The sequence below is a fragment of the Pseudomonas sp. KnCO4 genome, from assembly GCF_045344305.1.
Lineage (GTDB): Bacteria > Pseudomonadota > Gammaproteobacteria > Pseudomonadales > Pseudomonadaceae > Aquipseudomonas > Aquipseudomonas anuradhapurensis.
Genome location: NZ_CP174199.1, coordinates 2,589,424 through 2,607,538, shown reverse-complemented (window position 1 = coordinate 2,607,538; position 18,115 = coordinate 2,589,424). Strand labels below are relative to the sequence as shown.

Annotated in this window: 17 protein-coding genes; 15 read left to right on the top strand and 2 right to left on the bottom strand. The window is 65.5% G+C overall.

The window, feature by feature from the left end:
- The first annotated feature begins 175 nt into the window (after positions 1 to 175).
- The gene (locus ACJA3S_RS12335; protein ID WP_406822055.1) at positions 176 to 778 is read left to right on the top strand and encodes a hypothetical protein; all 603 of its coding nucleotides are present in this window, start codon (positions 176 to 178) and stop codon (positions 776 to 778) included.
- A gap of 83 nt (positions 779 to 861) precedes the next feature.
- On the opposite strand, the gene ACJA3S_RS12330 is transcribed toward ACJA3S_RS12335, so the two are convergent.
- Positions 862 to 1,761, bottom strand: coding sequence for an AEC family transporter (locus tag ACJA3S_RS12330; protein ID WP_406822054.1), 900 nt, complete (start codon positions 1,759 to 1,761; stop codon positions 862 to 864).
- A 156-nt stretch (positions 1,762 to 1,917) separates the two neighbouring features.
- Here ACJA3S_RS12330 and ACJA3S_RS12325 point away from each other — a divergent pair, with 156 nt between their 5' ends.
- From ACJA3S_RS12325 to ACJA3S_RS12260, 14 genes are all read left to right on the top strand, one after another.
- Complete coding sequence (locus tag ACJA3S_RS12325; protein ID WP_406822053.1) at positions 1,918 to 3,213, top strand: MFS transporter; 1,296 nt, start codon at positions 1,918 to 1,920, stop codon at positions 3,211 to 3,213.
- 232 nt (positions 3,214 to 3,445) lie between these two features.
- Positions 3,446 to 3,757, top strand: coding sequence for a hypothetical protein (locus ACJA3S_RS12320; RefSeq protein WP_406822052.1), 312 nt, complete (start codon positions 3,446 to 3,448; stop codon positions 3,755 to 3,757).
- Between the two features lie 48 nt (positions 3,758 to 3,805).
- Positions 3,806 to 4,357, top strand: a complete 552-nt coding sequence (locus ACJA3S_RS12315) for a YbhB/YbcL family Raf kinase inhibitor-like protein (protein WP_406822051.1) — start codon at positions 3,806 to 3,808, stop codon at positions 4,355 to 4,357.
- A 554-nt stretch (positions 4,358 to 4,911) separates the two neighbouring features.
- Positions 4,912 to 5,976, top strand: a complete 1,065-nt coding sequence (locus ACJA3S_RS12310) for a 3-deoxy-7-phosphoheptulonate synthase (RefSeq protein ID WP_406822050.1) — start codon at positions 4,912 to 4,914, stop codon at positions 5,974 to 5,976.
- Between the two features lie 78 nt (positions 5,977 to 6,054).
- Positions 6,055 to 6,336, top strand: coding sequence for a peptidylprolyl isomerase (locus ACJA3S_RS12305; protein ID WP_003258780.1), 282 nt, complete (start codon positions 6,055 to 6,057; stop codon positions 6,334 to 6,336).
- A gap of 13 nt (positions 6,337 to 6,349) precedes the next feature.
- Complete coding sequence (locus ACJA3S_RS12300; protein ID WP_406822049.1) at positions 6,350 to 8,275, top strand: extracellular solute-binding protein; 1,926 nt, start codon at positions 6,350 to 6,352, stop codon at positions 8,273 to 8,275.
- Entirely contained in the window at positions 8,272 to 9,330 is a 1,059-nt protein-coding gene (locus tag ACJA3S_RS12295) for a microcin C ABC transporter permease YejB (protein WP_406822048.1), read from the top strand. The genes ACJA3S_RS12300 and ACJA3S_RS12295 overlap by 4 nt, the downstream gene beginning before the upstream one ends.
- Entirely contained in the window at positions 9,330 to 10,346 is a 1,017-nt protein-coding gene (locus ACJA3S_RS12290) for an ABC transporter permease (protein ID WP_406822047.1), read from the top strand. Before ACJA3S_RS12295 ends, ACJA3S_RS12290 begins: the two co-directional genes overlap by 1 nt.
- A 139-nt stretch (positions 10,347 to 10,485) precedes the next feature.
- Entirely contained in the window at positions 10,486 to 11,868 is a 1,383-nt protein-coding gene (locus tag ACJA3S_RS12285; RefSeq protein ID WP_406822046.1) for a sigma-54 interaction domain-containing protein, read from the top strand.
- A gap of 267 nt (positions 11,869 to 12,135) precedes the next feature.
- A complete protein-coding gene (locus ACJA3S_RS12280; protein ID WP_406822045.1) occupies positions 12,136 to 13,527 on the top strand; it encodes a GntP family permease in 1,392 nt (463 codons plus the stop codon).
- A gap of 10 nt (positions 13,528 to 13,537) precedes the next feature.
- The gene (gene hbdH / locus ACJA3S_RS12275) at positions 13,538 to 14,308 is read left to right on the top strand and encodes a 3-hydroxybutyrate dehydrogenase (RefSeq protein WP_406822044.1); all 771 of its coding nucleotides are present in this window, start codon (positions 13,538 to 13,540) and stop codon (positions 14,306 to 14,308) included.
- A gap of 55 nt (positions 14,309 to 14,363) precedes the next feature.
- Entirely contained in the window at positions 14,364 to 14,843 is a 480-nt protein-coding gene (gene eco / locus ACJA3S_RS12270; protein ID WP_406822043.1) for a serine protease inhibitor ecotin, read from the top strand.
- A gap of 163 nt (positions 14,844 to 15,006) precedes the next feature.
- Positions 15,007 to 16,959, top strand: coding sequence for an acetoacetate--CoA ligase (locus ACJA3S_RS12265; protein WP_406822042.1), 1,953 nt, complete (start codon positions 15,007 to 15,009; stop codon positions 16,957 to 16,959).
- A gap of 215 nt (positions 16,960 to 17,174) precedes the next feature.
- Positions 17,175 to 17,450: a peptidylprolyl isomerase gene (locus ACJA3S_RS12260; RefSeq protein ID WP_013972552.1), complete on the top strand. Its 276-nt coding sequence runs from the start codon at positions 17,175 to 17,177 to the stop codon at positions 17,448 to 17,450.
- Positions 17,451 to 17,457: 7 nt separating this feature from the next.
- On the opposite strand, the gene ACJA3S_RS12255 is transcribed toward ACJA3S_RS12260, so the two are convergent.
- Positions 17,458 to 18,081, bottom strand: coding sequence for a LysE family translocator (locus ACJA3S_RS12255; protein ID WP_406822041.1), 624 nt, complete (start codon positions 18,079 to 18,081; stop codon positions 17,458 to 17,460).
- Positions 18,082 to 18,115 lie beyond the last annotated feature (34 nt).

Sequence of the window (18,115 nt, the reverse complement as noted above, 5' to 3'; positions counted from 1 at the left end):
ACGCGAGTGCCGCGCAACCACAATCGAATGTGGTTCCACACTGCGGAACAGGCTGGGCCAGCGTCCGCTTCGGCAGCACAAGTGTGCATGGGCGAGATGCCGTCTTGCCATGATTGCGCCGCTCTAGCCCGTGGGTTCTAATCGCGCCCGATCCATCTGCCAAGGAAGTTTCACCATGTACAGGAAGATCGTGCCGCTGGCGCTGTTGGCAACCCTGGCCGGTTGCTCGAACAACGAAGACAACCGCGAGGCCAGCTTTCACAAGGCCGCCCAGGCCTACCTCGACAGCCAGTACCCGCGCTGCTTCGTGGTCAGTTCATTCCCGACCAGAACCCAGGACTTCGACCTGCATGGCAACAACCAGGCGCTGCACGCCCTGGCCCAGGCCGGTGTGGTCAGCGAAAAGGAGATATCCCGCACCGAGGTGCCTGCCCGCCTGTGGCAAGCGGCGCGCACTGACATCTACTATGCCTACGACCTCACCGACGAAGGCCGCAAGTACTACAAGGCGGGCAATGGGCTGTGTTTCGGCAAGGCACAGGTCACCGCCATCGAGCAATTCAGCGAGCCGAGCGAGGCCATGGGGCAGAAGGTGGCGCGGGTGACCTATGCCTACAAGATTACCGGGTTGCCGGCCTGGGCCGGTCATGAGGCAGTCAAGGCCAGTATTGCCGAACTGGGCAAGGCAGTGGCCAGCACTGATGCACCGCTCAAGGAAACCGGGACGATGGTATTGACCAGCCAAGGCTGGGTGGATGAGCGCTTGCTCGGCAACTAGCCGCGCTCGCCGGCAGGTCACCTAGCGTGCGTGTGCCAGGCGCAGCCTGGCGCGGGCTTGCCGACGACAGGCCGACAGCGGCTCTACATCCACCAGGCCAGCACCACTGGCAGCCAGGCGAACGACAGCAGCGTCGAGCACATCACCAGGTTCGCCACCTGCTCCGGCTCGCGGTTGGCGCGTATTGCCATCAGGTAGTTGAACACCGCCACTGGCATCGCCGATTGCACCACCAGCACCGCGCGCGCCAGGTCATCCAGGCCCAGCGCCATGCCCACCGCCCAGCCCAGCGCCATGCCCACCGCCCAGCCCAGCGCAGCCCCCAGGCCAATGCGCAAGCCACCCAGCAGCAAGCCGCTGCCCACCTGGCGCAGGCGGATGCTGGCCAGCGACACACCCAGGGTCAGCAACATCAGCGGGATGGTCATGCCGCCCAGCAGGTTGACGGTATTGGCCAGCCAACGGGGCAGTTCGAAGTCGAGAAAGATGATCGGCATGGCCCCGGCCAGGCTGATCACGATGGGGTTGCGCAGCAAGGCCTTGAACGAAGCGGCCGTGCCTGAAATCGCCATGCCGAGGGTGAACTGCACGATCGACAAGGTCAGGAAGAACGCCACGGCCAGGGCCAGGCCATGTTCGCCGAAGGCATACAGGCTGATGGGCAGGCCCATGTTGCCGGTGTTGGGGAACATGAACGCCGGCATCAGCACCCGCCAGTGCCGGCCGGTAACGCGGCACACCAGCCAGCCGGCCAGGGCCATGCCCAGGGTGCACAGCAGGCAGGCCATGGCCATGCTGGCGAAGGCTTCCGGCTGCAGTTCGGTACGGCTCAGGGTGGACAGCACCAACGACGGGGTGCCGATGGTCATCACCACCCGGGCGATGAATCCGGTGGGGTAGTCCAGGCCCTTGCGGGCCCAGCCATAGCCGATGCCGGCAACCACGAAGACTGGGGCCAGGACTGCGAACAACGAGGCGAACATGGGGGCTGCCTTGCTTGGGGATGGAGGCAGCATTATGCCGCAGGCTGCGGCGTCTCGTCGCATGCCTGGCCCCCTTGGGCAAAACCTGCGAAGCCCTTAGAATCGCGCGTCCTTTTCGCCCGCCGCCCTGGCGGGCCGATCCCACTCGAGGTACCTATGTCTCCGCGTTTGCTGGCCATGGCGCTGGCGCCCCTGCTCGGGCTGTTCATCATCGCCCTGGGCAACGGCTTCATGTCTTCCCTTACCACCCTGCGCCTGGGCGCTGCCGGCGAATCGGCCACTACCATCGGTGTCGTCTCGTCGACCTACTTCATCGGCCTGACCCTGGGGGCCATCTTCAACGACCGGCTGATCCTGCGCATCGGCCATATCCGCGCCTACACCAGCTTCGCCGCGTTGATCGCAGTGACCATCCTGCTGCAAGGCCTGTTCTACGAGGTCACCTGGTGGTCGCTGCTGCGCCTGATCAACGGCTGGGCGGCGGTGGGCGTGTTCCTGGTGATCGAAAGCTGGCTGTTGCTGGCCGGCGATGCGAAGATCCGTGGCCGCCTGCTGGCGCTGTACATGATTGCCTTCTACGGGGCCGGGGTGATCGCCCAGGCGGGCCTGGGCGAAATCACCCACCTGGGTGACACCGCGCCGTTCATGCTGGCTGGCGTGCTGGCCGCGCTGTCGGTGCTGCCGATCGTGATCCTGCCACGGGTGTCGCCACTGCTGGACCAGGTCGAACCGCTCAAGCCACGGCAGTTGCTGGGCGTGGCACCGTCGGGCCTGGTCGGCTGCTTTGGCTCGGGGGTGGCCATTGCCGGCATCTACACCCTGCTGCCGCTGTACCTGCAACGCATCGGCCTGGATGTCGGTGAGGTCGGCAACATGATGGCCTGGGTGATCCTCGGCGCCATGCTGCTGCAATACCCGGTCGGGCGCTGGTCCGACCGCAAGGACCGTCAGGATGTGCTGATCGCCCTGGCGGCACTGTGCATGCTGCTGTCGCTGGTGACGGTGTTCCTGCCGTCGGACTCGGCCCTGCTGCCGGCCATGCTGTTCCTGCTCGGCGGCGGCGTGTTCACCCTGTACCCGGTGGCGGTCAGCCATGCGGCCGACCGGGCACCGTCCGATGCGCTGGTGCCGATGATCCAGGGCCTGCTGCTGATCAACTCGCTGGGCTCGGCCATGGCGCCGGTGGCGATCTCGCCGATGATGACCGAATTTGGCGAGGCCGGGTTGTTCTGGGCCTTTGCCGTGGTCAACCTGGCCATGGTGTGCTTCTTCATGTGGCGCCGTGGCAAGCGCCCGGCCGCAGAGCACCCGGCACCGTTCACCGCGTCGACCACCTTCTCGCCGACCGGTGCCGAATTGCGGGTGACTGAAGACTTGATGCATGCAGCGCAGGAGCATCCACCGCTGGCCCCCACCGAGCCTGTGCCCAGCGGTCGCAGCGCAAGCCACTGAACGTAGGGGCTCTACGCAGCCCCGGCGACCGTCGCTGGAAACGTGTAGAGGACTGTCCTGCCTTGGGGCTTGATGTGTTTGCCTGAAGATCTTCGTTGCCTATCAGATCGAGCGCCGCCCGCGCGCGCTCGATCTGATAGGCGCTACATCGTTACCACTCGTCGCGCCGAAGGCACCGCGCCCCTCCTCCCCAGCCAAACGAATGACAGATCATCTGCCCAGGAGTGTTGCCATGATCCGCATTCGTCCCCTTTCGCTGTCCCTCGCCCTGGCCCTGGCCACGCTGGCCGGTACCAGCCTCGCGGCTGGCGAGAGCACCACTACCGACACCCGCCCGCAAGCCGATCAGAGCGGTGGCAAGACCGCCGGTGAAGGCAGCAGCGTCAACAGCCCGGGCAGCAGCAAGGACAACGACAGCAGCGACACCGGCAGCAACAGCGATGCCGCCGACGGCGCCGCTGGCGGCTCCAACAGCACCGGTGAAGCCACAGGCTCCGGCGCGGGCCATACCGGTGGCAATGCCGAGGACCAGGACAGCCGTTGAGGCAGCGCTGGGCTATAGTGCGCCGAAATGCCCCAGCGAGAGTGCGCCATGCACCTCAACCCCTGGCTGCTGGCTACCCTGCTAGCGTGCAGTCCGCTGGCTGTCGCGGCTGGCCAGGGCGCACTGTCGATCAGTTCCTCATCGTTTACCGACGGCGGGATAATCGCCTTGCCGCAGGTTGGCCTGGACCCGGCCTGCGGTGCGGGCGAAGAGCGCAGCCCGCAACTGAGCTGGGACAACCTGCCCGCGAGTACGCAGTCGCTGGCCCTGATCCTGTTCGACCCGGACGGCGGCGAAGGCCTCGGAGTGGTCCACTGGCTGGTCTACAACATCCACCCTGACCAGGATGGGCTGCAGGAAGGCGCCGCCGGCCTCACCGGGCAACGCGTTACGGTGGGGCGCAATTCGCGCGGCACGCTCAGCTACCGGGGACCCTGCCCGCCTGCCGGCGACAACCCGCACCACTACGTATTGACCCTGATCGCCACCGACCTGCCGCCAGGCACCTTGCCCGAAGGCCTGGACCGCACCGGCCTGCTGCAGTTGCTGCAAGGCCATGCGCTGGGCGCGCAGAGCCTGGTCGGGCGCTACGGGCATTGAACCAGGCAGTTCAAGAACTAATGATCGCCGCGATAGCATTTACTCATTGAATGGCCTGGCCTAACTGAAGTAAGCTCGGGCTCATTCACTGGAGAGCAACATGCCGAAACACAACCGCAATCACGCCAACCACACCGGTCGCACCCTGCGCCCTGTGCTGGCTGTTGCCGGCTGCGTGGCACCTGCCAGCTATTACTTCGGGTATTGGTTTAGCCACTAGGCGCCGCTACCCATACGGCGCCCACCTTCGAGGGGCCGCCGAACATGAGAATACTCAAACCCCCGGTCGGCCTCCCGACCGGGGGTTTTGCTTTTCTGGCCTTTGCACGACACCGATTCACATTGAGGACCGATTCATGAACTACGCCACTTATTACGCCGCCAACACCTACGCCTGGCGATTTAGCCAATCCCGTTCGGGCCAGCCTGCCGCCTCCGTTCGGTCTTGCACAGGTGGCAATGCAGCAGCCAATAGCAATTCAACGATCTGTCGAACACCTCGATAGGGCCGACAGCGCGGGCCACAACCCGCCGTCCGCCCAGGGAAAAACGCCATGCAAGCTTCCAGCCTCGCCCTGCCCCTGACCCAGCCGCAAGCGGCCAATACCAGCGTCAGCCAGCGCCTGCCCAGCCCGCACCTGCTCAAGCAGCAAATGCCGCTGTCCAGCGTACTGGCCCAGCAAGTCCATGCCCACCGCCAGGCCATCCGCGACATCCTCGACGGCCACGACCAACGCCTGCTGGTGATCGTCGGCCCATGCTCGATCCACGACCCGCGCTCGGCCCTGGAATACGCCGATCGCCTGGCCGCCCTCAGCCGCGAAGTCGACGACCAGCTGCTGCTGGTGATGCGCGCCTACGTCGAGAAACCCCGGACCACGGTCGGCTGGAAAGGCTTGGCCTACGACCCGCACCTGGACGGTAGCGACGACATGCATGCCGGCATCGCCCTGTCCCGCGGGCTGATGCTGAACATGCTCGAACGCGGCCTGCCGATTGCCACCGAGTTGCTGCAACCGATGGCCGCCGGCTACTTCGATGACCTGCTGGCCTGGGCCGCGATTGGCGCGCGTACCACCGAATCGCAGATCCACCGAGAAATGGTCAGTGGCCTGGAGCTGCCGGTAGGCTTCAAGAACGGCACCGACGGCGGCATCGCCATCGCCAGCGACGCCATGCGCAGCGCTGCCCATCCGCACCGCCACTTCGGCATGGATGCGCAGGGCTACCCGGCCATCATCGAGACCCTGGGCAACCCGGATACCCACCTGGTGCTGCGTGGCGGCCACACCGGCCCGAACCACGATGCCGAGAGCATCGCCATGGCCCGCCAGGCATTGGCCAAAGCCGGGTTGCAGGCGCGCATCCTGGTCGATTGCAGCCACGCCAACAGCGGCAAGGACCCCGCGCGCCAACCTGCCGTGTTCGACAACGTGCTGGCCCAGCGCCTGGCCGGCGACCGCTCGATCGTCGGGGTCATGCTCGAGGGCCACCTGTTCGATGGCTGCCAGGCGCTGGGCAAGGGCCCACTGGCATACGGCGTGTCGATCACCGACGGCTGCCTGGGCTGGGCGTCGACCGAGACCCTGTTGCGCCAGGCGGCGGAAAAACTCCGGTAGGCCGCTTGCAAGCCTGGCGAGACATACCCCGGACAAGTGCGCTAGGCTTGCCTTTTTTACCCCCAAGGAGCAGTACCCATGGCCCGTGCAACCGCCCGCCACATCCTGGTCAGCAGCGAAGAGAAATGCAACGAACTGAAAGCGCAGATCGAAGCCGGTGCCGACTTCGCTGAAATCGCCAAGGCCAACTCCACCTGCCCGTCCAGCCGCCAGGGCGGTGACCTGGGCTCGTTCGGCCCGGGCCAGATGGTCAAGGAGTTCGACACCGTGGTCTTCAGCGCCCCGGTCAACACCGTGCAAGGCCCGGTGAAGACCCAGTTCGGCTACCACCTGCTGGAAGTGACCAGCCGCCAGGACTAAGCCCTCGCAGGCGATGAAGGCTTCCGTGCCAGCGGGTTCACCCGCGAATGTGCCAGCTCAGGCAACAAGATTGCTTACCCGGGCGCATTCGCGGGTGAACCCGCTGCCACAGTGGTTGCGTTGCCTGCTCCTGCTTGGTCTTGCCTTCAACGCCCACGCCACCCCCAGCCACGCCCTCACCGTCTACGGCGAAGCCCCCCGCTACGACGCCAGCTTCCAGCACTTCGACTACGTCAACCCCGACGCTCCCAAGGGCGGCATCCTGCGCCGCTCGGCCATCGAGATCGGCCAGTTCGACCATATCCTGCCGTATATCGACAAAGGCATCGGCGTCAGCGAGGTCGATGGCCTGCTCTACGCGCCCCTGGCCATGCGTTCGTTCGATGAACCCTATACCGTCTATGGCCTGGTTGCCCGGCGCATGGAGCGCGGCCCGGATGACGCCTGGCTGCGCTTCGACATCGACCCGCGGGCCACCTTCGCCGATGGCCAGCCGGTGCGCGCCGCAGACGTACGCTTCACCTTCGAGCTGCTGATGAACAAGGGCAGCCTCAAGTACCGCACCCAGTTCGCCGATGTGGCCGGGGTAACCGTGGAAGGCCCGCAGCGTGTGCGTTTCGACCTCAAGCCCGGGCATGGCCGCACCCTGGCACTGGACCTCGCCAGCCTGCCGGTGCTGCCCGAGCACGATTGGCAACAGCGCGATTTCGCCAATGGTGCCGGCTTCGACAAGCCGGTGGGCAGCGGGCCGTACCGTATCGGGCGCATCGACAATGGCCGCAGCATCACCTTCGAGCGTGACCCCAACTGGTGGGCGCGGGACCTGCCGGTCAGCCGTGGCCGCTACAATTTCGACAAGTTGCGCATCGAGTACTTCGGCGACACCGAAGTGGCGCGGCAGGTGCTCAAGGGCGGCGGCTACGACTACAATCGCGAGTTCTCCGCCACCGCCTACACACTGGGCTACGCCGGCGCGCAACTGGATGACGGGCGTCTGCAGCGCGCCCACCTGGGCCCGGCCAAGCCGCAGGTTGCCCAAGGCTTCGTGTTCAACCTTGACCAACCGCAGTTCAAGGACCGCCGGGTGCGCCAGGCGCTGGGCATGCTGTGGGATTTCGAATGGAGCAACCGGCAGATGATGCGCAACCTGTACATCCGCCAGCAGAGCGTGTTTTCCAACACCCCGCTGGCCGCCCGCCAGTTGCCCGATGCCGGTGAGCTGCAACTGCTCGAGCCGCTGCGTGGCCAGGTGCCGGACGAAGTCTTCAGCAAGGTATTCAGCGCGCCGGTCACCGATGGGTCGGGGATCATTCGCCAGCAGCAGTTGCAGGCCCTGGCCCTGCTCGAGCAGGCCGGCTGGCACCCGCAGGGCGACCGCCTGGTCGACAGCCAGGGCACGCCACTGGCGTTCACCTTTCTCAATGGCCAGGCGGGCATGGAGCGCCTGCTGCTGCCGTGGAAGCGCAACCTGGCGCAAATCGGCATCACCCTGAACATCCGCAATGTCGACTCGGCCCAGTACGTCAACCGCCTGATGGCACGCGACTACGACATGATCGTCACCGGCTACCCGGTTACCCTGTCGCCCGGCGCCGAGCTGTACAACTACTTTGGCTCGGCAGCGGCGCATGACCCCGGTTCGAACAACCTGATGGTGCTGCAGGACCCTGCCGTGGACCACCTGGTCGACGGCCTGGTGCGCGCCGCCAGCCAGGCCGACATGCTGCAGCATGCCCGCGCCCTGGACCGGGTGCTGCAATGGAACTACTACTGGATCCCCAACTATTACCCGCCGGGCAGCTCCACCGTGTGGTGGAACCGCTTCGGCCGGCCCAAGGTCCAGGCGGCCTATGACGAAGGCCTGGACACCTGGTGGGAGGTCAGCCCCAGCGCGCTGACCAATGCGCAGATGGCCGAGCGCCTGAAGGCTTCGCCATGACCAGCTACATTCTGCGGCGCCTGTTGCTGATCATCCCGACGTTGCTGGCGATCCTGCTGGTCAACTTCGCCATCGTCCAGGCGGCGCCGGGCGGCCCGGTGGAACAGGCGGTGGCACGCCTGCAAGGCCTTGGCGCCGGCGCGCCCGCTGCCCGGGCCGAGGTGGTGCATGGCGAGTCCCGTGCCAGCCGTGGCCTGGACCCGAAGCTGATCGAAGAGATCAAGCGCCAGTACGGCTTCGACAAGAGCGCCCCCGAGCGCTTGTGGCTGATGCTCGGCCAATACGCCCGGCTGGACTTCGGCAACAGCTTTTTCCGTGGCGCCAAGGTCACCCAGCTGATCCTCGACAAGCTGCCGGTTACCCTGTCGCTGGGCTTGTGGGCGACGCTGATCACCTACCTGGTCTCGATCCCGCTGGGCATCCGCAAGGCGGTACGCCATGGCAGCCGCTTCGATGCCTGGAGCAGCGCGCTGATCGTGGTCGGCTACGCCCTGCCCTCGTTCCTGTTCGCCCTGTTGCTGATCGTGCTGTTCGCTGGCGGCACCTCGCTCAACTGGTTCCCGGTGCGTGGCCTGGTCTCGGACAACTTCGACGAACTCAGCCTGCTGGGCCAGGTCGCCGATTACTTCTGGCACCTGGTGCTGCCGGTCGGCGCGCTGGTCATCGGCGGCTTCGCCACCCTGACCCTGCTGACCAAGAACGCCTTCCTCGACGAGATTGCCCGGCAATACGTGGTCACCGCCCGCGCCAAGGGCCTGAGCGAGCGCCGGGTGCTGTATGGCCATGTGCTGCGCAATGCCATGCTGCTGGTAGTGGCCGGGTTGCCGCAGGCGTTGATCACGGTGTTCTTCGCCGGCTCGTTGCTGATCGAGGTGATCTTCTCGCTCGATGGCCTGGGCCGCATGAGCTATGACGCGGCGCTATCGCGCGATTACCCGGTGGTGTTCGGCACGCTGTTCATCTTTACCCTGGCGGGCCTGTTGATCCGCCTGATCGGCGACCTGTCGTATACCTTGCTCGACCCGCGTATCGACTTCGACACGAGGGCGCACTGATGCTTTCACCGCTATCGCGCCGTCGCCTGCAACGCTTTCGCCGCAACCGCCTTGGCTGGGTTTCGCTGTGGCTGTTCGCCTGCCTGCTGTTACTGAGCCTGGGTGCCGAACTGGTGGCCAACGACAAGCCGTTGCTGCTGGGCTACAAGGGTGAACTGTACGTGCCGGCGCTCAAGCGCTACAGCGAGCAGCAGTTCGGCGGCCAGTTGCCGTTCCAGCCGGATTACCGCAGCGCCTACGTGCGCCAACTGATCGCCGACCAGGGCGGCTGGATGCTGTTCGCGCCGATCCCGTTCAGTGCCGATACGCCCAACTACGACTTGCAGGTACCCACGCCCAGCCCGCCCAGCCCCAGCAACTGGCTGGGCACCGACGACCAGGGCCGCGACGTGCTGGCCCGGGTGTTGTATGGCACTCGGGTATCGTTGCTGTTCGCCTTTGCCCTGACCGTGGTCAGCGTCCTCATCGGCGTGGCGGCCGGTGCCCTGCAGGGCTACCACGGCGGTTGGGTCGACCTGCTCGGGCAGCGCCTGCTGGAGGTATGGTCGGGGCTGCCGGTGCTGTACCTGCTGATCATCCTCAGCGGCTTTGTCGAACCGGACTTCTGGTGGTTGCTGGGGATCATGGCGCTGTTTTCCTGGCTGACCCTGGTCGATGTGGTGCGCGCCGAGTTCCTGCGCGGGCGCAACCTGGAATACGTCAAGGCGGCTCGGGCGCTGGGGTTGCCGGACAGCCAGGTGATGCTGCGGCACATCCTGCCCAATGCGATGAACGCCACGCTCACCTATGTACCGTTCATGCTGACCGGGGCGATCACGACCCTGACGGCACTGGATTTTCTCGGCTTCGGCATGCCGGCCGGGAGCGCTTCGCTGGGTGAGCTGGTGACCCAGGGCAAGCAACACCTGGAGGCGCCGTGGCTGGGCTTTACCGCGTTCTTTGCACTGGCGCTGATCCTGTCGCTGCTGGTGTTTATCGGTGATGCCTTGCGCGAGGCGTTCGACCCCAGAGGGTAGGTTTTCACGCCTGGCCTGTCCGCGAGTAAACCCGCTGCCACAGGTACCGCACAGGATTCAGCCTTCACGTTGAGCCGGCGGAAACGGGTTTACCCGCGAACAGGCCGGCACTGCTTTTACATGATTCGGAACTTGACCCATGCACGACAGCGACAGCCTCAAGGACTACCCCCAGGTACGGCAACTGGCGATCCGCTCGCTGTTCGAGATCATCGAGCAGTCCAGCGAAGGCACGGTGATCGTCGACCGCCAGGCACGCATCGTGTGGATGAACGAACGCTATGCCCGGCGTTTTGGCCTGGCCGATGCCGCCGGCGCCATCGGCCAGCCGTGCGAAGCAGTGATACCGGGTAGCCTGATGCGCGAGGTGGTGAACAATGGCCGGCCGATCCTGCTCGACATGCTCGATACCCCCAACGAGCCGCTGGTGGTCATGCGCCTGCCCATCCACGATGACCAGGGCACGCTGATCGGCGCCATCGGCTTTGCCCTGTTCGATCAACTGCGCAGCTTGTCGCCGCTGCTCAAACGCTACTCCAGCATGCAGCAGGAACTGGCCTCGACCCGCTCGCAGCTGCGCGCCCGCCAGGCTAAATACAGCTTCGCCCAGTTTGTCGGTAGCAGTGCCGCCAGCCTGGAGGCCAAGCGCCGCGCCCGGCGTGGCGCCAGCAGTGATTCGCCGGTGTTGTTGCTGGGCGAAACCGGCACCGGCAAGGAGCTGCTGGCCCACGCCATCCACGCAGCATCGGCGCGCGCGCACAAGGCCTTTGTCAGCATCAACAGCGCAGCGATCCCGGAAACGCTGCTGGAGGCCGAATTCTTCGGTACCGCCCCCGGCGCCTTCACCGGCGCCGACCGCAAGGGCCGCAGCGGCAAGCTGCAACTGGCCGAGGGCGGCACGCTGTTTCTCGACGAGATCGGCGACATGCCGCTGGCGCTGCAGAGCAAGCTGTTGCGCGTGCTGCAGGAGAAGGAATACGAGCCGGTAGGCTCCAACCAGATGCTGCGCAGCGACGTGCGCATCATTGCCGCCACCTCGATCGACCTGCAGGCAGCCATCGCCCGCGGTGCGTTCCGCGCCGACCTGTATTACCGGCTCAACGTGCTGCCGATCGAGGTGCCACCGTTGCGACAACGGCTGCAGGACCTGCCGGCGCTGTGCGAGGCCATCCTCAGCGAGCTGGGCAGCCAGCACGAGCTGGAGCCTGAAGCGCAGCAACTGCTGGCGCGACATGCCTGGCCGGGGAATATCCGCGAATTGCGCAATGTGCTGGAGCGGGCCACCTTGCTGGCGGACCAGCCGCGGCTCGGCGCTGGCGACTTGCGTACGGCCTTGGGGCCGTTGAGCCCGGTGGCACAGGCGCCCCTGCGCCAGAGCTACCGCGAGGCCTGCGCGCAGTTCGAGCGCGAGTTGATTGCCAGGGCATTGGCCGAGCACGAAGGAAATGTGCCAGAGGCTGCAGCCGCGTTGGGGCTGGGCCGCTCGACCTTGTACAAGAAAATGGTGGCGCTTGGTCTCTGATTTGAGACTTTGTTTTCTATTTTGAGATCGTTACAAAACCTTGCCCCCGATCGCGACACAAGCCCGCTGCTACCGGTTATAGGGATGCCTGTGTAGGAGCGGCCTTGCGTCGCGATGGCCGCAAAGCGGCCCAAAAAATCTCAAATCAGAGACCAAAACCAAGGCAAAAACAAATTCACCATAAAATTCAATAGCTTAGAAACTGGCACGATTCCCGCTATAGCCTGGGCACCGATAAAAACAAGACTCACCCAGGAGACCCACCCGATGACCGTGCTCATCGCCCTCGCCGCCTTGGCCCTGCTGATGCTCGCAGCCTACCGTGGCTACAGCGTAATCCTCTTTGCCCCGATCGCCGCCCTCGGCGCCGTGCTGCTCACCGACCCGTCCGCGGTGGCCCCTGCATTCACCGGGGTGTTCATGGAGAAAATGGTCGGCTTCATCAAACTCTACTTCCCGGTGTTCCTGCTGGGGGCGGTGTTCGGCAAGCTGATCGAACTGTCTGGTTTCTCCCGCTCGATCGTCGCCGCAGCCATCCGCGTACTTGGCACCCGCCAGGCGATGCTGGTAATCGTGCTGGTCTGCGCCCTGCTCACCTACGGCGGCGTTTCGCTGTTCGTGGTGGTGTTCGCGGTGTACCCGTTCGCCGCCGAGATGTTCCGCCAGAGCAACATTCCCAAGCGGCTGATTCCGGCCACCATCGCCCTGGGCGCATTCTCGTTCACCATGGACGCCCTGCCCGGCACCCCGCAGATCCAGAACATCATCCCCAGCACCTTCTTCAACACCACTGCCTGGGCCGCGCCCTGGCTGGGCCTGATCGGCACGCTGTTCGTGTTCTGTGCGGGCATGGCCTACCTGCAGCGCCAGCGCAACAAGGCGCAACGTGCCGGGGAAGGCTACGGCAGCAACCTGCGCAACGAACCGGAAACCGCCGCCGACCTGGCCTTGCCCAACCCCTGGCTGGCCTTGTCGCCGCTGCTGCTGGTGGGGGTGATGAACCTGCTGTTCACCCACTGGATCCCGCAATGGTACGGCGCCAGCCACAGCCTGCAGCTGCCTGGCATGAGCGCACCGGTGCAAAGCGACGTGGCCAAGCTGACGGCGATCTGGGCGGTTCAGGCGGCCTTGCTGGTGGGCATCCTGATGGTGCTGGTGTGTGCCTTCGGCGCCATTCGCACACGCCTGGCCGAAGGCAGCAAGAGCGCCGTGGCCGGTGCCTTGCTGGCGGCCATGAACACCGCCTCGGAGTACGGTTTTGGCGCGGTGATCGCCTCGCTGCCGGGCTTCCTGGTGCTGGCCGACGCCCTGCGCGGCATCCCCAACCCGCTGGTCAACGAGGCCATCACCGTGACCTTGCTGGCCGGGATCACCGGGTCTGCCTCGGGCGGCATGAGCATCGCCCTGGCGGCCATGGGCGACAGTTTCATTGCCGCGGCCAATGCCGCCCACATTCCGCTGGAAGTGCTGCACCGGGTAGCGGCCATGGCCAGCGGCGGCATGGACACCCTGCCGCACAATGGCGCAGTCATCACCTTGCTGGCGGTGACCGGGCTGACCCACCGCGAGGCCTACAAGGACATCTTCGGTATCACCCTGATCAAGACCCTGGCGGTGTTCGTGGTCATCACCACGTTCTACGCCACCGGTATCGTCTAAGGAGCATTGCATGACCCTCAACGGCAAGACTGCACTCGTCACCGGCTCGACCAGCGGCATCGGCCTGGGCATTGCCCAGGTGCTGGCCCGCGCGGGCGCCAACATCGTGCTCAATGGCTTTGGCGACCCGACGGCGGCGCTGGCCGAGATCGCCCGGTACGGGGTGAAGGTGGTCCATCACCCGGCCGACCTGTCGGACGTGGCCCAGATCGAGGCGCTGTTCACCCAGGCCGAACAGGCGTTCGGCGGCGTCGACATCCTCGTCAACAACGCCGGGATCCAGCATGTGGCGCCGGTGGAGCAGTTTCCGCCAGAAAGCTGGGACAAGATCATCGCCCTCAACCTGTCTGCCGTGTTCCACGGTACACGACTGGCCTTGCCTGGCATGCGCACGCGCAACTGGGGGCGCATCATCAATATCGCGTCGGTGCATGGCCTGGTCGGCTCGACCGGCAAGGCGGCCTATGTGGCGGCCAAGCACGGCGTGCTCGGCCTGACCAAGGTGGTGGGCCTGGAAACCGCCACCAGCAACGTCACCTGCAATGCCATCTGCCCAGGCTGGGTGCTGACCCCGCTGGTGCAGAAGCAGATCGACGATCGTGCCGTCAACGGCGGCGACCCGCTGCAAGCGCAGCATGATCTGCTGGCGGAAAAGCAACCCTCACTGGCCTTCGTTACCCCCGAGCACCTGGGCGAGCTGGTACTATTCCTGTGCAGCGAGGCCGCAAGCCAGGTTCGCGGTGCCGCCTGGAACGTCGATGGTGGCTGGTTGGCCCAGTGAGGGGCGGCCTGGACCTGGCGCTGGCCTGGCATTCGTTTATCTGCAAGGAGGCCCTATGCGCCCTACCCCGATGACCGCGATCCTGGCCCTGACCCTGGCGGCTGCCGCGCAAGCGTCAGCTGCCAGCCTGAAGGATGTCGCGCCCTACCCCGAGGCGGACAAAGGCTTCACCCGCCAGGTCATTCACCTGCCGGCCCAGGCCGATGAGTCCGCCTACCAACTGGAAATCCTCGCCGGCAAGACCCTGCCGGTGGACTGCAACCGCCAGCGCCTGGGCGGCAGCCTGGAGGAACGCACGCTGGATGGCTGGGGCTACAGCTACTACCGCCTGGACAAGGTCAGTGGCCCGGCCAGCACCCTGATGGCCTGCCCGGATGGCAAGAAGACCGAGGCCTTCGTACCGGTGGTCGGTGAGGGCTTCATGCTGCGCTACAACAGCAAGCTGCCGGTGGTGGTGTATGTGCCCAAGGATGTCGAAGTACGTTATCGCATCTGGAGCGCATCGCAGGACGTGCAAAAGGCTAAAGTAGAGTAGACACCGTTCAGGTAGGAGCGGCCTTGCGTCGCGATGGGCTGCGAAGCAGGCCCAGATTTTCAGCTTCGCAGCACAAATTGCCGGGGCTGCTTCGCAGCCCATCGCGACGCAAGGCCGCTCCTACAGGTTCAGGCCCACATCTGGCAGTAGCAGGAGGTACGGCATGAACGATGTGCTCTGGCGCCCCTCCACGGCGCAGATCGCGGCCAGCCGGATGGACGCTTTCCGCCGCTGGGTCAACCTGCGCTACAACCTGCAACTCGACGACTACCAGGCGTTGCACCGCTGGAGCATCGAGCAGCGCGCCGCCTTCTGGCACACCCTCGCCGACTATTTCCACGTTCACTGGCATACCCCGCCGAGCCAGGTGCTGCGCGAAGGCGCGCAGATGCCCGATGCCCAGTGGTTTGCCAACGCCACCCTGAGTTTCGCCGAGCACCTGCTGCGCCGCCGCGACGACCGTCCTGCCGTGGTCGCCGTACGCGAAGACGGTCAACGCCAGGTGTTCACTCATGCCCAGTTGGCCGCCCAGGTGGCCGGGCTGCAGAACGCCCTCAAGGCTGCCGGCATCGTCCCGGGCGACCGGGTCGCCGCCATCATGCCCAATACCTGGCAGACACTGGTCGCCATGCTGGCCTGCACCAGCCTCGGCGCTGTCTGGTCCAGCTCGTCACCGGAGTTCGGTGTGCACGGCATCATCGACCGCTTCGGCCAGATCGAGCCCAAGCTGCTGATCGCCTGCGCCGGCTACCAGTACGCCGGGAAAGACATCGACCAGGTGGACAAGGTCAACCAGGTGTGCGCGCAGTTGCCCGGCCTGCAACAGCTGGTCGTGGTGCCCCATACCCGCAGTGGTACGCACGCCGCCGAGTTCCAGGCCGCCAGCGTCAGGCTGTGGGATGACTTCTACCAGCCCGGCGGCGAGCCGCGCTTCACCCCGCTGCCGTTCGACCATCCGCTGTATATCCTCTATTCCAGTGGCACCACCGGCGTGCCCAAGTGCATTGTCCACCGCGCCGGTGGCGTGCTGTTGCAGCACCTCAAGGAGCACGGCCTGCACAACGACCTGAAGGCCGATGAGGTGCTGTTCTACTACACCACCTGCGGCTGGATGATGTGGAACTGGCTGGCCAGCGGCCTGGCCGTGGGTGCAACACTGGTGCTGTATGACGGCTCGCCCTTCCACCCCGGCCCCGAACGCCTGCTCGACCTGATCGACGCCGAGGGCATCCACGCCTTCGGTACCAGCGCCAAGTACCTGGCGGCGCTGGAGCAGGCCGGCCTGGAGCCGGCGACGAGCCACCGCCTGACCAGCTTGCGGCTGTTGCTGTCCACGGGCTCGCCGTTGTCACCACACAGCTACGATTACGTGTACCGCAAGGTCAAGGCCGAGCTGTGCCTGGCGTCCATGTCCGGCGGCACCGACATTGTCTCCTGCTTCGTGCTGGGCAACCCGACCCTGCCGGTGCGCCGTGGCGAAATCCAGTGCAAGGGCCTGGGCATGGCAGTGGAAGTGTGGAACGAGCACGGTCAGCCGGTGCTGGGCGAAAAAGGCGAACTGGTTTGCACGCGCCATTTCCCATGCATGCCGTTGGGCTTCTGGCACGATCCGGACCGTAGCCGTTATCACGACGCCTATTTCAGCCAGTTCCCCGGGGTGTGGGCCCAGGGCGACTACGCCGAACAGCGCGCCGACGGTGGGCTGGTGATCCATGGCCGCTCCGATGCCGTGCTCAACCCCGGTGGCGTGCGCATTGGCACCGCGGAGATCTACCGCCAGGTGGAAAAGGTCGAGCAGGTACTGGAAAGCGTGGCCATCGGCCAGGACTGGAACGGCGATGTACGGGTGGTGCTGTTCGTGCGCCTGCGTGACGGCCTGCAGCTGGACGATGCCCTGCGCCAGCAGATCCGCCAGGTGATCCGCCAGTACACCACGCCGCGCCATGTGCCGGCGGTGATCGCCCAGGTCGATGACATCCCGCGGACCATCAGCGGCAAGGTGGTGGAGCTGGCGGTGCGCAATGTGGTGCATGGCCTGCCGGTGAAGAATACCGACGCCCTGGCCAACCCTGAGGCACTGGAGCAGTTTCGCGGACGCAAGGAACTGCAAAGCTGACGTTTATGCCTGGCAATTGTAGGAGCGGCCTTGCGTCGCGATGGGCTGCGCAGCAGCCCCAGGTTTTCAGCTCCGCAGCACAGTTTGCCGGGGCTGCTGCGCAGCCCATCGCGACGCAAGGCCGCTCCTACAGGGCAGGCGTAATGGCTTCAAGTGGGGTAAGTCGGGCATAATGTGCGCCTTTTGCACCCGCGAAGCACAGGTACTGTACTGCCATGAAAGCCCAAGCCCGCCACATCCTGGTCAAGACCGCTGACGAAGCCGAAAAGCTCAAGCAGCGCATCGCCAACGGCGAGGCTTTCGACGTCCTGGCAAAAAAATTCTCCACCTGCCCCTCAGGCAAGCGCGGCGGTGACCTGGGCGAGATCCGCCCAGGGCAGATGGTCGGCGCCATCGACCAGGTGATTTTCAAGAAGCCCCTGCGCGTGGTCCACGGGCCGATCAAGAGCAAGTTCGGCTATCACCTGGTGCAAACCTTCTATCGCGACTGATAGCCGCCTAGCGGCGCGCAGCCAGCAGGCCGAGGCCGGCGCAGCCCAGCAGGGAGGCGCTGACCCGGTTGAACAGCCGGCGTGGGCCGGGCTGGCTGAACCAGCGCTGCAGGTAGGCGCCGAGGCCGGCGTAGATGGCGATGGCGGCCCATTCCAGCAGCAGGAACATTACCCCCAGCCAGAGGAACTGCTCGCTCACCGGCGTGGCACTGCCGACCGAGACGAACTGCGGCAGGAAGGCGGTGAAGATCAGAATCGCCTTGGGGTTGCCGGCCGCCACCCAGAACTCCTGGCGCGCCAGGCGCCAGGTGCCGCGCGGGTGATCAGCGGCCACCAGCGCTTCGCCCACCGGCGCCCGCCACAGCTGCCAGGCGATGTAGAACAGGTACCCTGCCCCGAGCACCTTGATGGCCAGGAACAGGTACTCGCTGGTATGCAGCACCACGGCCAGGCCCATGGCAGCCAGGGCGATCATGCCGCTGAAGGCGACGATGCGCCCGCCACCGGCCACGCACGCCGTGCGCAGGCCGTAGCGGCTGGCGTTGTGCAGCGACAGCAGGTTGTTCGGCCCCGGTGCCATGTTCAAGGCAAAGCAGGCGGGGATGAACAGCAGCAGGCTTGAAAGGTCCATTGTCTTTCCTCTGGCGAACAGGCTTCTATTGCGG

Bases quoted from the DNA above. Each gene is read 5' to 3' on its own strand.
- ACJA3S_RS12330 (WP_406822054.1), bottom strand. From the start codon at position 1,761: ATGTTCGCCTCGTTGTTCGCAGTCCTGGCCCCAGTCTTCGTGGTTGCC.
- ACJA3S_RS12310 (WP_406822050.1), top strand. From the start codon at position 4,912: ATGCAAGCTTCCAGCCTCGCCCTGCCCCTGACCCAGCCGCAAGCGGCC.
- ACJA3S_RS12285 (WP_406822046.1), top strand. From the start codon at position 10,486: ATGCACGACAGCGACAGCCTCAAGGACTACCCCCAGGTACGGCAACTG.
- ACJA3S_RS12265 (WP_406822042.1), top strand. From the start codon at position 15,007: ATGAACGATGTGCTCTGGCGCCCCTCCACGGCGCAGATCGCGGCCAGC.
- ACJA3S_RS12300 (WP_406822049.1), top strand. From the start codon at position 6,350: ATGAAGGCTTCCGTGCCAGCGGGTTCACCCGCGAATGTGCCAGCTCAG.
- eco (WP_406822043.1), top strand. From the start codon at position 14,364: ATGCGCCCTACCCCGATGACCGCGATCCTGGCCCTGACCCTGGCGGCT.
- ACJA3S_RS12325 (WP_406822053.1), top strand. From the start codon at position 1,918: ATGTCTCCGCGTTTGCTGGCCATGGCGCTGGCGCCCCTGCTCGGGCTG.
- ACJA3S_RS12335 (WP_406822055.1), top strand. From the start codon at position 176: ATGTACAGGAAGATCGTGCCGCTGGCGCTGTTGGCAACCCTGGCCGGT.
- ACJA3S_RS12280 (WP_406822045.1), top strand. From the start codon at position 12,136: ATGACCGTGCTCATCGCCCTCGCCGCCTTGGCCCTGCTGATGCTCGCA.
- ACJA3S_RS12255 (WP_406822041.1), bottom strand. From the start codon at position 18,081: ATGGACCTTTCAAGCCTGCTGCTGTTCATCCCCGCCTGCTTTGCCTTG.
- ACJA3S_RS12315 (WP_406822051.1), top strand. From the start codon at position 3,806: ATGCACCTCAACCCCTGGCTGCTGGCTACCCTGCTAGCGTGCAGTCCG.
- ACJA3S_RS12290 (WP_406822047.1), top strand. From the start codon at position 9,330: ATGCTTTCACCGCTATCGCGCCGTCGCCTGCAACGCTTTCGCCGCAAC.
- ACJA3S_RS12305 (WP_003258780.1), top strand. From the start codon at position 6,055: ATGGCCCGTGCAACCGCCCGCCACATCCTGGTCAGCAGCGAAGAGAAA.
- ACJA3S_RS12320 (WP_406822052.1), top strand. From the start codon at position 3,446: ATGATCCGCATTCGTCCCCTTTCGCTGTCCCTCGCCCTGGCCCTGGCC.
- ACJA3S_RS12260 (WP_013972552.1), top strand. From the start codon at position 17,175: ATGAAAGCCCAAGCCCGCCACATCCTGGTCAAGACCGCTGACGAAGCC.
- hbdH (WP_406822044.1), top strand. From the start codon at position 13,538: ATGACCCTCAACGGCAAGACTGCACTCGTCACCGGCTCGACCAGCGGC.
- ACJA3S_RS12295 (WP_406822048.1), top strand. From the start codon at position 8,272: ATGACCAGCTACATTCTGCGGCGCCTGTTGCTGATCATCCCGACGTTG.